The organism is Rhodoferax sp. XS2R6 (assembly GCF_056521365.1).
In genome coordinates this window covers 404,658-420,253 of record NZ_JBWMAY010000002.1, presented here as the reverse complement: position 1 = coordinate 420,253, position 15,596 = coordinate 404,658, and the positions used below count along the sequence as shown (strand labels likewise).

14 protein-coding genes are annotated in these 15,596 nt (G+C 62.0%); 13 read left to right on the top strand and 1 reads right to left on the bottom strand.

What is annotated here, in order from left to right; genetic code table 11:
• The first annotated feature begins 102 nt into the window (after window positions 1-102).
• The 6 genes from AC097A_RS08470 to AC097A_RS08445 are packed head-to-tail and all read left to right on the top strand — an operon-like array spanning window position 103 to window position 5,752.
• Window positions 103-843 (top strand): GntR family transcriptional regulator, encoded by a 741-nt coding sequence (locus AC097A_RS08470; protein ID WP_479620496.1) that lies wholly within the window; start codon window positions 103-105, stop codon window positions 841-843.
• Window positions 807-1,754, top strand: a complete 948-nt coding sequence (locus AC097A_RS08465; RefSeq protein WP_479620495.1) for a dihydrodipicolinate synthase family protein — start codon at window positions 807-809, stop codon at window positions 1,752-1,754. Before AC097A_RS08470 ends, AC097A_RS08465 begins: the two co-directional genes overlap by 37 nt.
• A gap of 33 nt (window positions 1,755-1,787) precedes the next feature.
• A complete protein-coding gene (locus tag AC097A_RS08460; protein WP_105260496.1) occupies window positions 1,788-2,789 on the top strand; it encodes a sialic acid TRAP transporter substrate-binding protein SiaP in 1,002 nt (333 codons plus the stop codon).
• 14 nt (window positions 2,790-2,803) lie between these two features.
• Window positions 2,804-3,283 carry a TRAP transporter small permease subunit gene (locus tag AC097A_RS08455; RefSeq protein WP_315480101.1) on the top strand — a complete coding sequence of 160 codons (480 nt, stop codon included), beginning with the start codon at window positions 2,804-2,806 and terminating at the stop codon, window positions 3,281-3,283.
• Window positions 3,280-4,578, top strand: coding sequence for a TRAP transporter large permease subunit (locus AC097A_RS08450; protein ID WP_315480100.1), 1,299 nt, complete (start codon window positions 3,280-3,282; stop codon window positions 4,576-4,578). The genes AC097A_RS08455 and AC097A_RS08450 overlap by 4 nt, the downstream gene beginning before the upstream one ends.
• Window positions 4,579-4,582: 4 nt before the next feature.
• Window positions 4,583-5,752 (top strand): fumarylacetoacetate hydrolase family protein, encoded by a 1,170-nt coding sequence (locus AC097A_RS08445; RefSeq protein WP_479620494.1) that lies wholly within the window; start codon window positions 4,583-4,585, stop codon window positions 5,750-5,752.
• A gap of 427 nt (window positions 5,753-6,179) precedes the next feature.
• Here AC097A_RS08445 and AC097A_RS08440 read toward each other — a convergent pair whose 3' ends face one another.
• Complete coding sequence (locus tag AC097A_RS08440) at window positions 6,180-7,109, bottom strand: LysR family transcriptional regulator (protein WP_315847730.1); 930 nt, start codon at window positions 7,107-7,109, stop codon at window positions 6,180-6,182.
• A gap of 232 nt (window positions 7,110-7,341) precedes the next feature.
• Between AC097A_RS08440 and AC097A_RS08435 the strand changes: the two genes are divergently transcribed.
• The 7 genes from AC097A_RS08435 to AC097A_RS08405 all read left to right on the top strand — a co-directional run bounded on the left by AC097A_RS08435 (window position 7,342) and on the right by AC097A_RS08405 (window position 15,591).
• Window positions 7,342-8,493, top strand: coding sequence for an ABC transporter substrate-binding protein (locus AC097A_RS08435; protein ID WP_479620493.1), 1,152 nt, complete (start codon window positions 7,342-7,344; stop codon window positions 8,491-8,493).
• A 21-nt stretch (window positions 8,494-8,514) separates the two neighbouring features.
• A complete protein-coding gene (locus AC097A_RS08430; protein WP_479620492.1) occupies window positions 8,515-9,540 on the top strand; it encodes an ABC transporter ATP-binding protein in 1,026 nt (341 codons plus the stop codon).
• Window positions 9,541-9,550: 10 nt separating this feature from the next.
• Window positions 9,551-10,453 (top strand): ABC transporter permease, encoded by a 903-nt coding sequence (locus tag AC097A_RS08425; RefSeq protein ID WP_479620491.1) that lies wholly within the window; start codon window positions 9,551-9,553, stop codon window positions 10,451-10,453.
• A complete protein-coding gene (locus tag AC097A_RS08420) occupies window positions 10,443-11,240 on the top strand; it encodes an ABC transporter permease (protein WP_479620490.1) in 798 nt (265 codons plus the stop codon). Before AC097A_RS08425 ends, AC097A_RS08420 begins: the two co-directional genes overlap by 11 nt.
• A gap of 39 nt (window positions 11,241-11,279) precedes the next feature.
• Complete coding sequence (locus tag AC097A_RS08415) at window positions 11,280-12,725, top strand: gamma-aminobutyraldehyde dehydrogenase (protein ID WP_479620489.1); 1,446 nt, start codon at window positions 11,280-11,282, stop codon at window positions 12,723-12,725.
• A gap of 25 nt (window positions 12,726-12,750) precedes the next feature.
• Window positions 12,751-14,052, top strand: a complete 1,302-nt coding sequence (gene gabT / locus AC097A_RS08410) for a 4-aminobutyrate--2-oxoglutarate transaminase (protein WP_479620488.1) — start codon at window positions 12,751-12,753, stop codon at window positions 14,050-14,052.
• Between the two features lie 69 nt (window positions 14,053-14,121).
• Window positions 14,122-15,591: an NAD-dependent succinate-semialdehyde dehydrogenase gene (locus AC097A_RS08405; protein WP_479620487.1), complete on the top strand. Its 1,470-nt coding sequence runs from the start codon at window positions 14,122-14,124 to the stop codon at window positions 15,589-15,591.
• The last annotated feature ends 5 nt before the right edge of the window (window positions 15,592-15,596 follow it).

Here is a 15,596-nt window from a genome sequence, read left to right as displayed (position 1 = left end):
ATTATCGCCGCCCCGGGCCGACAGCCCGCCCGCACCCCACAAGGCCCCGCACAAGGGTAAACACCATGATGTTGGCATTGAAATTTAACTAACATGTCAGTCATGACACAGGCTGCAACCACCGCCCCCGACGACACCACCAGCCAGCGTGCGCGCGCCTACCAAGGCTTCACCCAGCAAATTTTCACGGGCGGCATCCGCGCCGGGCAATTCATCTCGCAGCGCGAGCTGATGGCCCTGCTGGACATGCCACTAGGCGCCGTACGCGAGATGATTCCGCGCCTGGAAGCGGCTGGCCTGGTGAAGACCGTACCCCAGCGGGGGCTGCAGGTGGCCCATGTGGACCTCAAGCTAATCCGCAACGCCTTCCAGGTGCGCTCCATGATTGAGCGCGAAGCGGTGCTGAACTTTGTGCGCAGCGCCAGCGAGGCCGAGCTGGCCGCTATTGAAGCCAGCCACCGCGACATCCTGCACCGCGCCGAAGCCCCGGATGCCCTGAACGACACCGCCTTGCTGGACGACGCCCAGGCCGTGGACTGGGGCCTGCACGACCGCATGGTCGACGCACTGGGCAACGACATCATTTCCGAGCAGTACCGCGTGAACAGCCTGCGTGTGCGCCTGATCAAGCTGGAGCACAGCGTGATCACGCCCAGCCGCCTGATACCGGCCATGCAGGAGCACCTGCGCTTTATTGAAGCCCTGCGCCAGCGCAATGCCACGCTGGCCGTGGAGCTGCTGGAAGACCACATCAGCAGCGCGCGCAGCCGCGTGATGAACGCGCCCCTGGAACAGGTGCGCAGCGAATGGACCACCCCCCACACCCCAAGGAGAAGCGTTTGAACCCCGATATCCACGGCCTCTGGCCTGCCCTGTTGTTGCCCGTTAGCGCGGATGGCGCCCTCGACACCCCGCGTGCCATCGCCCATGCCAAGCGCATGCTGGCCGCTGGCTGCGACGGTGTCACGCTGTTTGGCACCACCGGCGAGGGCCCGGCCTTCACCTTGACCGAACGCAAGGGCCTGCTGGAAGCCATGCTGGGCGCCGGCATCCGGGCCGACCAGATCATCGTTACCACCACCGCCTTGGCGCTGGGCGAAGCGATTGAGCTGGGCCAGCACGCCAGCCGCCTGGGTGTGCACCGCCAGATGCTGATGCCACCCTTCTTCTTCAACCAGCCGCGCGACGCGGGCATCATCGAAGCCGTGTCGCAAGTGGTGCGCGGCATTGGGGACGATGGCCTGAAGCTGCTGCTCTACCATTTTCCGGCCATGAGCACCTTTGGTTTTTCACACGCCGCCATTGCCGAGCTGGTGCACCGCCACCCCGGCCAGGTGGTGGGGGTGAAAGACAGCAGCGGCGACCGCGCGCACTCCCTGGCGCTGGCACGCGCTTTCCCACAACTGGCCATTCTGGTGGGCGCTGAGCCTGATGTGGCCCCCGTGATGTGTGAAGGCGGTTCCGGCTCCATCAACGGTTTGGCCAATATTGCGCCGCGCCTCATGAAACGTGTGATGAGCGCCCCCGACAAAGTGGCGCTAGCCGATGCCCAGCTGATTCTGGACCTGCTCAAGCTGCTCTCCATCAAGCCCGGCATGCCCTTTGTAGGCGTGTACAAGGCGATGCTGGCCGAACAGACCGGTGACAACGCCTGGCTAACCATGCGCGCACCGCTGAGCCCCTTGGATACCATCGAGCTGGAAACCGTGCGCAGCGGTTATCGTGCCATCGGTAGCGCTTTGAGCCACCTGTGATTTGAGATTGACATAACTAAAGGAGACACAACCATGACCACATCCCACCTGAACCGTCGCACCCTGCTGGGTGCTGCTGCTGCCCTGGGCGCTAGCGCCCTGCCCGCCATGGCACAGACCAAAACCGTGCTGCGCATCTCCACACCCGCCGTGCCCGATGACTGGCACGCCAAGATGTGGACCGTGTTCAAAGAACAACTCGAAAAGACGGCTCCCGGCGAATTTGACGTGCAGATCAACCTGAACGCCACACTCTTCAAACAAGGCACCGAACCCGCCGCCATGGCGCGTGGCAACCTGGAGCTGTCCAGCATCTCGGCATTTGACATTGCCAAGCTGGTGCCCGAGTTCTCCATCTTCACCGCGGGTTACGTGGTGCGCGACCCTGAGCAGCAGCAAAAAATCTTCAACGGCCCCATCGGTGCCGAGCTGTTCAAGCTGGTGTCCGAGAAAATGGAAGTGACCCCATTGGCCACCGTGTACCTGGGCACCCGCCAGGTCAATATGCGTGAAGCCAAACCCGTCAAAACGCCGGCCGACCTCAAAGGCGTGAAGCTGCGCATGCCCGGCTCCAAGGAATGGTTGTTCCTGGGCGAAGCCTTGGGCGCCACCGCCACCCCGCTGGCCTTTGGCGAGGTCTACATGGGCCTGAAGACCGGCACCATCGATGGGCAGGACAACCCGCTGCCCTCGGTACGCGCTGCCAAGTTTTACGAAGTGACCAAGCAGTTGGTGCTGACCAGCCACTTGGTGGACGGCATCTTCATCGCCATCTCCAACAAGAGCTTCAACGCACTGACCACCGCACAAAAACAAAAGGTGACCGCCGCCGCCCAGGCCGCCGCGGCCTACAACAACGAAAACCGCATCAAGGAAGAAGGCCAGTTGGTGGAGTTCTTCAAGAAGGAAGGCCTGCAGGTCATCACCCCCGATGTAGACGCCTTCCGCAAATCGGTGCAGACCACTTACCAGACGTCTGACTACGCCAAGGTCTGGCCCAAGGGTCTGCTGGATCGCATCAACGCGACCAAATAAGCGACGCATTCCCCATGTTGCGTCGATTGCAACAGGCCGCCAACCTTCTGGGCGGCGGCCTTTTCCTGACCCTGTTTGTCGTGTTCATCATCCAGATTGCGGCGCGTTTTGGCTTCAACAAGCCCTTGCCGTGGACCGATGAGGCGGCCGTCATTTTGTATGTGTGGGTGATTCTGTGGGCCGCAGCTGCCGTGGTGCCAGAGCGCGAACACGTGGTGTTTGACCTGGTGTGGAACAGCGTGAACACCCGCACCCGCCAAGCCATGCGCATTGTGGGCAACCTGATGGTGGGTGGCTTGGCCTTGGTGGCCATACCCGCCAGCTGGGACTATGTGCACTTCATGGCCCGCGAAGGCTCCCCGGTGCTGGGCTTGCCTTTTATGTGGATTTTCTTGCCGTTTGTGCTGCTGCTGATTGCCCTGGTCATCCGCAGCGCCTGGGCCATCTGGAACGCCGTGCGTGGCATCGGCCTGGAAGCGGAATTGCGACTATGACCTCTGGAATCTGGATTCTTGTTGGCGTGATGGTGGCAGGCCTGCTGCTGCGCATGCCTATCGGTTTTTCCATGCTGGTGTCGGGCGTGGCCTACCTGCTGGTCAAAGGCCAGGATGTAGGCCTGGTGGCCGAACAGGTAGGCAACGGCCTCTACAACAGTTATGTGTTGCTGGCCGTGCCACTGTTTGTGTTCGCCGCCAACATCATGAATGCGGGCACTGTGAGTGAACGTATTTTTGACTTCTGCCGCATCCTGGTGGGCCGCATGCGCGGTGGCCTGGCGCAGGTGGACATTCTGGTGAGCGTGATTTTTTCAGGCATGAGCGGCAGTGCCATTGCCGATGCAGCGGGCCCCGGTCTGGTAACCATTCGCCAGATGCTGAAAAAGCCCGAATACACGCGCGGCTTTGCCGGCGCCGTAGTGGTAGCCAGCGCCACGCTGGGGCCCATCATTCCGCCCAGCATTCCCATGGTGATTTATGCGCTGGTGTCGGGCGCCTCCGTGGGCGCACTGTTCCTGGGCGGCGTGGTGCCGGGTTTTCTGATGGCCGGGCTGATGATGTTTGTGGTCCACATCATTGCGGTCAAACGCAATATGCCGCGTGACGAACCGGTGCCCCGCTCCGAATGGGCCGGCCTGATCTTCCGTGGCGCCTTGCCTTTGTCCATGCCCATCGTCTTGCTGGGTGGCATTTACTCAGGCGCTTTTACCCCCACAGAAGCCGCGGCCGTGGCCGCACTGCACGCGCTGATCTTGTCCACGGTGGTGTTCCGCGCACTCACCTGGCGCAGCTTCTGGGGTGTGGTGCTGGAGTCCACGCGGGGCAGTGCGGTCATCACCATCATCCTGGCCGGCTCCTTCATGCTGAATTACGCCTTCACCGCCGAGGGTGTGCCACAAAGTATGGCGATGTGGGTGGACAGCATGGACCTCACCAAGATCCAGTTCTTGCTGTTGGTCAACGTTATGTTCCTGGTGCTCGGGTGCTTTCTGGATGTATCCGTGCTGCTGCTGGTGTTTGTACCCATGCTGCTGCCCGCGGCCAAGCTGCTGGGTGTGGACCTGGTGCACTTTGGCGTGCTGGTGGTGCTCAACATGATGATTGGCCTGATTCACCCCCCCTTTGGCATGCTGCTGTTTGTCACCAAGGCTCTCACCGGCATTCCGATTGGCGAGATGATGAAAGAGGGCTGGCCCTTCCTCGTCATGCTCTTGTGCCTGCTGCTGGCAATCACCTGCTTCCCCCAAATCGTGCTTTGGCTGCCCCAGACCATGGGTTATGTGACTGGATAAAACGATGCAACTCACTCCCGACAACACCCTCCCCCTCGACGGCACCCAAGGTGCCCTGGTCGGCCGCATCTGGCGCCCCGACGTGCAAGGCCCCAGCGTGGTGGCGCTGCGTGACGGCATGGTGGTAGACATCAGTGCTACCTACCCCACCGTGCGCGATCTCTGCGAAACCCAGCACCCAGCCGGCGCCCTGCGGGCGGCCCAGGGAGAGGTGGTTTGCAGCCTAGAAGATTTACTGGCCAACAGCAACGGCCACCAGAACAAGCAAGACCGCCCTTGGCTATTGGCGCCTTGTGACCTGCAAGCCATCAAGGCGGCAGGCGTGACCTTTGCCACCTCCATGCTGGAGCGCGTGATTGAAGAAAAGGCACGCGGCAACCCGGCCGCTGCCGTCGCGATCCGCACCGAAATTCAGGCACTGATTGGCGACGACCTCTCCAAGCTGACACCGGGCTCCGAGCAGGCCATGGCGCTCAAACAAGTGCTCATCGCCCAAGGCGCCTGGAGCCAGTACCTGGAAGTGGGCATTGGCCCGGACGCAGAAATTTTTACCAAGGCTCCGGTGCTGGCCGCCGTGGGCTGCGGGGCCGACGCAGGTCTGCACCCCGCATCCCACTGGAACAACCCGGAACCCGAAGTGGTGCTGACCATCAACTCGCACGGCCTGGTGGTGGGCGCCACGCTGGGCAACGATGTGAACCTGCGCGACGTGGAAGGCCGCTCGGCCCTGCTGCTGGGCAAGGCCAAAGACAACAACGCCTCGGCGGCCATTGGTCCTTTCATCCGCCTGTTTGATACCAGCTTCAGCATCGACGACGTGCGCCAGGCCGAGCTGAGCCTGCGGGTGGAAGGGGAAGATGGTTTTGTGATGGACGGTTATTCGTCTATGGCCCGCATCAGCCGCGACCCCCTGGCACTGGCGGGCCAACTGATGGGGCCGCACCACCAGTACCCGGACGGCGCCATGTTGTTCCTTGGCACCCTGTTTGCACCCGTGCAGGACCGTGATGCCCCGGGCAGTGGCTTCACTCACAAATTGGGTGATCTGGTGACCATCACCAGCCCCAAGCTGGGCACACTGCGCAACCGCATGCAGGCTACGGACCACTGCCCGCCTTGGACCTTTGGCATTTCACACCTGATGCGTAATTTGGCGGGGCGGGGGTTGCTCTGACTCTCTTGTTGGTTTTTTTTAGGGTTGCACCATTTTTTTTGAACACCCACTCCCCCAGCCCCTCGCCCCGTCGGCGAGGGGAGCCTTTTGAACAGCCGATTTGGGGGCTGTCTCCGACAAGGTTGCTACACAAGGACCGTCGCCAACGGGTGGGTACGCCAAGGCCCGAACTAACGGTTGTGGAAAACGCGGATGTGCTGGCGCGGAACCACTGGCGTGCGCAGCCGCCAGCGTTGGCAGACAAATCCCTCCGAAGTCTCACAACCGTTGGCGCAGGCCGTGGAGCGAAGTAACAGTGGCAACCTCACCCCAGTAGCCACGTATCCGGCGCCCAACAGATAAATATGGCTGTTAAAGCTCCCCTCGCCGACGGGGCGAGGGGCTGGGGGAGTGGGTGTTAAAAAAGCGGTCGAACCCAGCCAAAAAACTACCGCAAATGCCCCCCCGTAGCCGGCAAATGCCCATCCAGCGTAGGCCGCACCGCCGTCAAGAAGTTGCTCAGCGACTCCGGCAACACCGCCCCCTTGCGCCAAGCCAGCCCCACATCCAGCGGCGGCAAGGGCTGCACCAACGGCCGGGCCTCAATGCGATCCCCTTCCAGCGACCAGGGCCGGTACAACATGTCGGGCAAGACCGAACAGCCCGCTCCGGTGGCGACTAGGCTGCGCACCGCCTCCACCGACGAGGTACGGATCAGCACATTGGGGTCGGCACCGCCGGCATTCCACAGGGCCGTGGTGGCATCCCCCAGCTCGTCCACCTGCAGCAGGATCAGTGACTGCTGCGCCAGCTCCGCGGCCTGGATTCTTTCCTCGCTAACCAACCGGTGGTTCACCGGGCACCAGACCCGCCAGCCGGAGCGCAGAATGGTCTCGGTCTCCAGTGCGCGGTAGTTCTGCAGCTGTGACACCACGATCAGCGCGACATCGAGCTCCCCACTCACCAGCAAATGCTCCAGGTAATCGCGCCGGTCTTCGGTGATCTGCACCTGGATGCGCGGAAACACGCGGCGAAAACGGTCCAGCAGAAACGGCAGGTAGTAGCCCACCATGAGGCTGGTCACCCCGATATTGAGACTGCCGGTGACGGTGTGGGGGCGTGACGCCAGCGCGTCGCGCGCGTTGCGCATGGCCACCTCGATCTGGTGGGCGTGGCGCAAAAACTGGTGGCCCGCGTGGGTGAGCGACATGCCGCGCGCGCGCCGCTCGAACAGCAGGGTGCCCAGGTCGGCCTCGATCTGGGCGATGGCCGCCGAAACCACCGACTGGGAGACGCCCAACTCCTGGATGGCGGCCGAAATGGAGCCGGATTCGGCCACTGCTATGAAATACCGAATGCTCTTGAAAGACGTGCTCATTTCGCTATTTCTTCAATTCAGGCACCTTTTTGGCCCATTTAAAGGGTAAACCCGCAAATGCACTGCTTTGAGGCATAGGGTAAACCACTAAATAAACGTTTTCTGGTGCAAGGTTTCTGTTTTTCCGATGGATTGTATTGCCTTGGCGATATGGTTCAAGTCCAGGGCAAAACCTAAGATGCTTTTCAGGCCCGCACCTGCGCGCCCCAACAACCAACGTCAGGAGTTCTTCATGTCCCAAACCCGCGCACTACTCACCGGTTTGCTGGCCGTGGCCGCCGCCACCTCCAGCCTCGCAGCTCCCCCTAAGGCACTTGGCAAGGGGGAGGGGCAGCTCAACATCATCGCCTGGGCCGGCTACATCGAACGCGGCGAAACCGTCAAGGAATACGACTGGACCACCAGCTTTGAAAAGTCCTCGGGTTGCAAAGTCAATGTAAAAACAGCGGCCACCTCTGACGAAATGGTGTCCCTGATGAAGGCCGGTGGTTACGACCTGGTCACCGCATCCGGTGATGCCAGCGGGCGGCTGATCGCCTCCAAACTCGTGCAAGAGGTCAACATTGGTCTGGTACCCAGCTACAAAAATATTGACTCGCGCCTGCAAAACGCGGCCTGGCACACGGTGGATGGCAAACACTATGGTGTGCCTTACCAGTCCGGCCCCAACGTGCTGATGTACAACACCGATGTGTTCAAGAAGGCCCCCGACTCCTGGGCCGTGGTGTTTGAAGAGCAAAACCTGCCCGACGGCAAGTCCAACAAAGGCCGCGTGCAAGCCTACGACGGCGCCATCTACATTGCCGATGCCGCGCTGTACCTGATGTCCAAGAAGCCGGAACTGGGCATCAAGGACCCCTATGAACTCAACGAAAAGCAGTACGCCGCCGTGCTGGAACTGCTGCGTGGCCAGAAGAAGCTGACCCACCGCTACTGGCACGATGCCACCGTGCAGATGAACGACTTCAAGGGTGAGGGTATTGCCGCTTCGGGCTCCTGGGGCTTCATGGTGAACTCGCTCAAGGGTGAGAAGAAACCCATTGCCTCCGTGGTACCCAAGGAAGGCGCAACCGGCTGGGCCGACACCACCATGCTGCACACCAATGCAAAGAACGTGAACTGTGCCTACCAGTGGATGGAGCACCAGCTGAGCGACAAACTGCAAGCTCCCTTGGCTGAGTGGTTTGGCACTGTGCCGGTCACCCCAGGCGCCTGCAAGGCCAAAGCCCCCGGTGGCAGCGACTTCTGCAAGATCAACGGCTTTGACGACCTGAACAAGATCAAGTTCTGGAAGACCCCTCAGGCCAAGTGCACCACCCAAGGCACCTGCGTACCGTATGCCAAATGGGCGATGGACTACATCGCCATCATGGGTGGTCGGTAAGTTTTAAAACATAAGGTGTGTATGCCAGTTGCAATCGAGTTCAAGGGTATTTCCCGGCATTACGGTGAGGTCAAGGCGCTGGACGGCGTCAGCTTCACCGTGCAGGAAGGGGAGTTTTTCTCCATGCTGGGGCCTTCGGGCTCCGGCAAGACCACCTCCCTGCGCCTGATGGCCGGCTTTGAACAACCCAGCAGTGGCAGCCTGACCCTGATGGGCCAGGAGGCCTCTGGCACACCGCCGTATGAACGCGATGTCAACACCGTCTTCCAGGACTACGCGCTGTTTCCGCACATGAATGTGCTGGATAACGTGGCCTATGGGCTGATGGTGCGCAAGGTTCCCCTGGCTGAGCGCCAAGCCCGGGCCCGCGAGGCCTTGGCCATGGTGGCCCTGCCTGACCATGCGCAGCGCACACCGGCCCAGTTGTCGGGCGGCCAGCGCCAGCGCGTGGCGCTGGCCCGGGCGCTGGTAAACCGCCCGCGCATCCTGCTGCTGGACGAGCCGCTGGGCGCCCTCGACATGAAGCTGCGCGAGCAGATGCAGGTCGAACTCAAGGTGCTGCACCGCAAGCTGGGTATCACCTTTGTGTATGTCACGCATGACCAGGGCGAAGCCCTGTCCATGTCGGACCGTATTGCCGTTTTTAACCAAGGGAAGATCGAGCAGATTGCCAGCCCGCGAGACTTGTACCACCAGCCACGCACCCGTTTTGTCGCCGACTTTGTGGGCAGTGCCAATGTGATCGATACGCCACTGGCCCACACCATCACCGGCACACCGCAGGCCTTTGCCGTGCGGCAGGAAAACATCGGCATCCACCCAATCGGCACAGCTGCTGCGGCAGGCCGTTGGCTGGTGGAAGGTGAAGTGCTGGCGATCCAGTTCCTCGGTGCCAGCCAGCGGCTGGAGGTTCAGGTCGGTGGGCAGGTCATCACGGCCATGCAGGCTGAAAGCGAGGCCGCCTCGGCACTGGCTGCCCAGACCCAGCCCGGCCAGCGTGTGGCGCTGAGCTGGTCGCAGCAGCACATGGTGATGCTGGACGCCTGAGACCCCTGCCATGCGCGCACTCTCCAACCTGTTTTACCAGCGGCGCACACTCACGTTGCTGCTGATCCTCACGCCCCCGTTGCTGTGGTTTGGCGTGGTCTATGTGGGCTCGCTGCTCACGCTGCTGAGCCAAAGTGTGTTTGTATTCGACGACATGAGCATGTCCGTCGTGGCCGAATTCACCACCGACAACTTTGCCAACCTGCTGGTGCCGGCCAACCTGGACATTGTGCTGCGCACACTGGGCATGGCCATCGCCGTCACGCTGGGCACGGTGCTCATCGGTTTCCCCATGGCCTATTACATGGCGCACCACGCCAGCCCGGCCGAAAAAGGCTTCTTTTATGTCGGCGTGATGCTGCCCATGTGGGCCAGCTACATTGTCAAAGCCTATGCCTGGACCGTGCTGCTGGCCCAGGGTGGTGTGATTTATTGGGTGGTCAATGCGCTGGGGCTGCAGACAGTGCTGCAAACCTTACTCGCCATCCCGGTGATTGGGGGCGACACCCTGGCCACCTCAAACCTGGGGCGTTTTCTGGTGTTCACCTACATCTGGCTGCCCTTCATGGTGCTGCCCATCCAGGCCGCCATCGAGCGTGTGCCGGCCAATCTGTTGCTGGCCTCAGGCGATCTGGGCGCCCGCCCCTGGCAGACCTTCCGAACCGTGTTGTGGCCGCTGGCGTTTCCTGGCGTCGTGGCGGGGTCCATCTTCACCTTCTCGCTCACACTGGGCGACTACATCATTCCCCAGCTGGTGGGGCCCTCAGGCCTCTACATCGGCAACATGGTTTACACCATGCAAGGCACCATCGGCAACATCCCCATGGCCGCAGCCTTCACTTGTGTGCCCATCGTGCTGATCACGATCTACCTCTCTATCGCACGCAGACTGGGGGCATTTAATGCACTCTAAACACCGTTTACTCCGCATCACCGCCTATGCGGGCCTGGCCTTTTTGCACCTGCCTTTGTTGTTCATTGCGCTGTACGCCTTCAACAATGCCGACAGCAGCTACAGCTTCCCCATCGAGGGGCTCACACTGCGCTGGTTCGCCCGCGCACTGGAGCGCACCGACATCCACGAAGCGATTTACCTCTCCATGTCGGTGGCGGCCATGGCCACTGTCATTGCCATGGTGCTGGGCACCCTCACGGCCGCAGCACTGAACCGGGACCGTTTCTTCGGCAAGGACGCGTTCACCACCATGTTGATCATGCCTATCGCATTGCCCGGCATCGTGACCGGTATTGCATTGCTGGCAGCCTTCAAAATGTTGGAGGTCAACCCCGGCCTCTGGACCATCGTGGTGGGCCACGCCACCTTCTGCGTGGTCATCGTGCACAACAACGTGGTGGCGCGCCTTCGCCGCTTACCCAGCCGACTGTGGGAGGCGTCCATGGACCTGGGCGCCGACACACTCACCACGCTGCGTTACATCATCCTGCCGCAGTTGGGCACGGCCTTGCTGGCCGGTGGCATTCTGGCCTTTGCGCTGTCGGTGGACGAACTCATCGTCACCACCTTCACAGCCGGTGCCGACAAGACGTTGCCCATCTGGCTCATGGGCCAGTTGGGCCGCCCGCGTGAGGCGGCCATTACCAACGTGGTAGCACTGGCCATCATGGTCATCACCATGCCGCTGATCCTGCTGGCCTGGCGCCTGACCCGCGATGGCGACGCCAGCCCCAATACCCGCTAACAACACGTCATCCCTTTTCTCTCACCCTTGGAGCACCCCATGGCTGCAACCCGTTTTCCGACCCAACTTCTGATCAATGGCCAACGCGTTACCGGTGAAGGGCGCGCAGAAGCCGTCCTCAACCCGTCCACCGGCGAGCAGCTCTGCGAAGTGCGCGAGGCCAGCGCCGACCAGTTGCGCCTGGCGGTGGACGCCGCGCACGCCGCCTTTCCGGCCTGGGCCGCCCTGACCCCGCGCGACCGCAGCGCCTACCTGCTCAAGATTGCCGATGCCATTGAAGCCAATGGCGACGAGTTCGCCATGCTGGAGTCGCTGAACTGCGGCAAGCCGCTGGCTGCCGCGCGCAACGACGAGATCCCGGCGATTGCCGATGTCTACCGCTTCTTTGCCGGCGCCATTCGCAATATGTCGGGCGCATTGGCCGGTGAATACCTGCCGGGCCACACCAGCATGATCCGCCGCGACCCGCTGGGTGTGGTGGCTTCCATCGCGCCGTGGAACTACCCGCTCATGATGGCCGCCTGGAAACTGGGGCCGGCCATTGCCATGGGCAACACCGTGGTGCTCAAGCCGTCGGAAAACACACCGCTGACCACGCTGCGCATGGGTGAGTTGCTGGCCGAAATCCTGCCGCCTGGCGTGGTCAACATCGTGTGTGGCCGGGGTGACACCGTGGGTGCACCGCTGATCCGCGACCCACGCATCCGCATGGCATCACTCACAGGGGATGTGTCCACCGGCAGCAAGATCATGGAGTCGGCCGCACGTGGCATCAAACGCACCCACCTGGAACTGGGCGGCAAGGCGCCCGTCATCGTGTTGGACGACGCCGACTTGGGTAGCGTGGTCGAAGGCCTGCGCACCTTTGGTTATTACAACGCCGGGCAAGACTGCACCGCCGCCTGCCGCGTGTATGCCACCGAAAGCATTTACGAGCGCCTGGTGGCCGACCTCAGCAGTGCGGTGTCCACCATCAAAACTGGCACCCAGCAAGAACCCGGTGTGGAGATGGGGCCGCTGATCTCGGCCCGCCAGCGTGATCGCGTAGCCAGCTTTGTAGACCGCGCCAGCCAGCTGCCGCATGTGGAAATCACGGCGGGTGGCAGCACCCTGGGCACCAAAGGCTTTTTCTACAAACCCACCGTGGTGGCCGGCGCCCTGCAGGACGACGAAATTGTGCGCAGCGAGGTGTTTGGCCCGGTGGTGTCCATCACCCGCGTGAAAGACGCCGAGCAGGCCGTGGCCTGGGCCAACGATTCGGACTACGGGCTCTCCAGCTCCGTCTGGACCAGTGATGTAGGCCGCGCCATGGGCATTGCCTCACGCCTGCAATATGGTTGCACCTGGGTCAACACCCACTTCATGCTGGTGTCCGAAATGCCACACGGCGGCATGAAACACTCGGGCTACGGCAAAGACATGTCGGTCTACGCACTGGAAGACTACAGCTGCGCCCGCCATATCATGGTGAAACACAACGCCTGAGCCCCCATTTTTGAAGGTATTGCACATGACCCACAACAGCACATCCGCTTCCAACGCCACCCTCATGGCCCGCCGCCGCGCCGCAATCCCCCGCGGCGTGGGGCAAAGCCACGAAGTTTTTATCACCAAAGGCGAGAACGCCGAGGTGTGGGACGTGGAAGGCCGACGCTACATCGACTTTGCCGGTGGCATTGCCGTGCTCAACACCGGCCACCGCCACCCGGAGATCATTGCGGCGGTCAAAGACCAGCTGGACCACTACACCCACACCTGCTTCCAGGTACTGGCCTACGAGCCTTATGTGGAGCTGGCAGAACGTATCAACGCGCTGGCACCCGGCAACTTTGACAAGAAAACCTTCTTCCTGAGTTCTGGTGCCGAGGCCGTAGAAAACGCCGTCAAGATCGCCCGCGCTTACACCAAGCGCTCCGGCGTCATCGCCTTCACCAGCGGCTACCACGGCCGCACGATGATGACGCTGGGTTTGACTGGCAAAGTAGCGCCTTACAAGGTAGGTTTTGGCCCTTTCCCGGGCGACATCTTCCATGCGCAGTTTCCCAATGCGCTGCATGGCGTGAGCGTGGATGACGCGATGGCTTCCTTGGAAACCATCTTCAAAAACGACATCGAAGCCAGCCGTGTGGCGGCCATCATTGTGGAACCCGTGCAGGGCGAAGGCGGGTTTAACGTAGCGCCGTTTGACTTTTTGCAACGCCTGCGCGCACTGTGCGACCAGCACGGCATTCTGCTGATTGCCGACGAAATCCAGACCGGCGCGGGCCGCACTGGCACTTGGTTTGCCATCGAGCAAAGCGGCGTGGCACCCGACCTGATCACCATGGCCAAGTCCATGGCCGGGGGCTTTCCCATCTCTGCCGTGGTGGGCCGTGCTGAAGTGATGGACGCCCCCGCTCCCGGTGGCTTGGGTGGCACCTACGCGGGTAGCCCGCTAGGCTGTGCGGCGGCCCTGGCCGTGCTGCAAATCTTTGAGAAAGAACAACTGTTGCAACGCAGCCAGGCCCTGGGGCAGCGCATTACCAGCCGCCTGCAGACACTGGCGACCACGCAACCCGCCATTGCCGACGTGCGCGGCTTGGGTGCCATGGTGGCCATGGAGCTGTGCAAAAACGGCGATGTGCACCAACCCGATGCCGATCTAACCAAACGCCTGTGTGCCGAGGCCACCAAACAAGGGCTCATCCTGCTGTCCTGCGGCACCTATGGCAACGTGGTGCGCATCTTGGTGCCGCTGACGGCCAGCGACGCCATCGTGGACGAAGGCCTGGACATGCTGGAAGCCGCCTTGGCGACTGCGCTGCAAGCCTGAAACCGGGGGACGGAAGTACCATAGACCTTCCGCCCCGCCTTGTCCTTTGCCATGACCACCGAGAGCCCCATGAACAGTCCCCTTGCCCTGCTCAAAGACCCCACCCTCCTCAAGACCGATGCGCTGATCAATGGCCAGTGGGTGGCCGGCGCCTCCCGCTTTGACGTGTTGGACCCCGCCACTGGCGCCAAATTGGCCGATGTGGCCAACCTGGGGCCCCAAGACGCCAACACCGCGATTGCCGCCGCCAACGCCGCCCTGCCCGCCTGGAAAGGAAAAACCGCCAAAGAGCGCAGCATCATCCTGCGCAAGTGGTTTGACTTGTTGATGGCCAACCAGGAAGACCTGGCCCGCATCATGACCGCCGAACAAGGCAAACCTTTTGCCGAGGCCAAGGGCGAGATTGCCTACGGCGCGAGTTTTGTGGAGTGGTTTGCCGAAGAGGCCAAGCGCGTCAACGGCGAAACCCTGCCGCAGTTCGACAACAACCGCCGCCTGATGGTGATCAAGCAGCCTATCGGCGTGTGCGCGGCCATCACCCCCTGGAACTTTCCGCTGGCCATGATCACGCGCAAAGTGGCGCCCGCCCTGGCGGCCGGTTGCACAGTGCTGATCAAACCCGCAGAACTCACACCACTCACCGCCTTGGCCGCGGCAGAGCTGGCGATTCGCGCGGGCATTCCGGCCGGTGTGCTCAACATGATCACGGCAGACAGCGAACAGTCCATTGCGGTGGGCAAAGTCATTTGCGCCAGCGACGTGGTGCGCCACCTGAGCTTCACCGGCTCCACCGAAGTGGGCCGCATCCTCATGGCGCAAAGCGCGCCTACGGTCAAAAAACTCTCGCTAGAGCTGGGCGGCAATGCCCCCTTCATCGTGTTCGACGATGCCGATGTGGACTCCGCCGTGGAGGGTGCGCTGGCCAGCAAGTACCGCAACGCGGGCCAAACTTGCGTGTGCGCCAACCGCTTTTATGTGCAGGCCGGGGTGTACGACCAGTTCGTCGCCAAGTTCAGCGCCAAGGTCAAGGCCATGAAGGTCGGCAACGGCTTTGAAGACGGAGTGCTGCAAGGCCCGCTGATCGAAGACGCCGCGGTAGAGAAGGTCAAACGCCACGTGGCCGACGCCGTGGCCAAAGGCGGCAAGGTGGAAACCGGTGGCCACGCGCTGCAGGGCCAGTTTTTTGAGCCCACCGTGGTGTCCGGCGCCACTGCCGACATGTTGTGCGCCCGCGAAGAAACCTTCGGCCCCTTCGCCCCGGTGTTCAAGTTCACCACCGAGCAAGAATCCATTGACGCCGCCAACGCCACCGAATTCGGCCTGGCCAGCTACTTCTACAGTCGAGACATCGGCCGCATTTACCGCGTGGGCGAAGCGCTGGAGTACGGCATGGTGGGCGTGAACGTGGGCATTCTGGCCACCGAACACGTGCCCTTCGGCGGTGTCAAACAGTCCGGCCTGGGCCGCGAAGGCTCGCACTTCGGCATGGACGACTACATTGAGGTCAAGTACCTCTGCTTGGGCGACATCCTGAAATAAGCCCC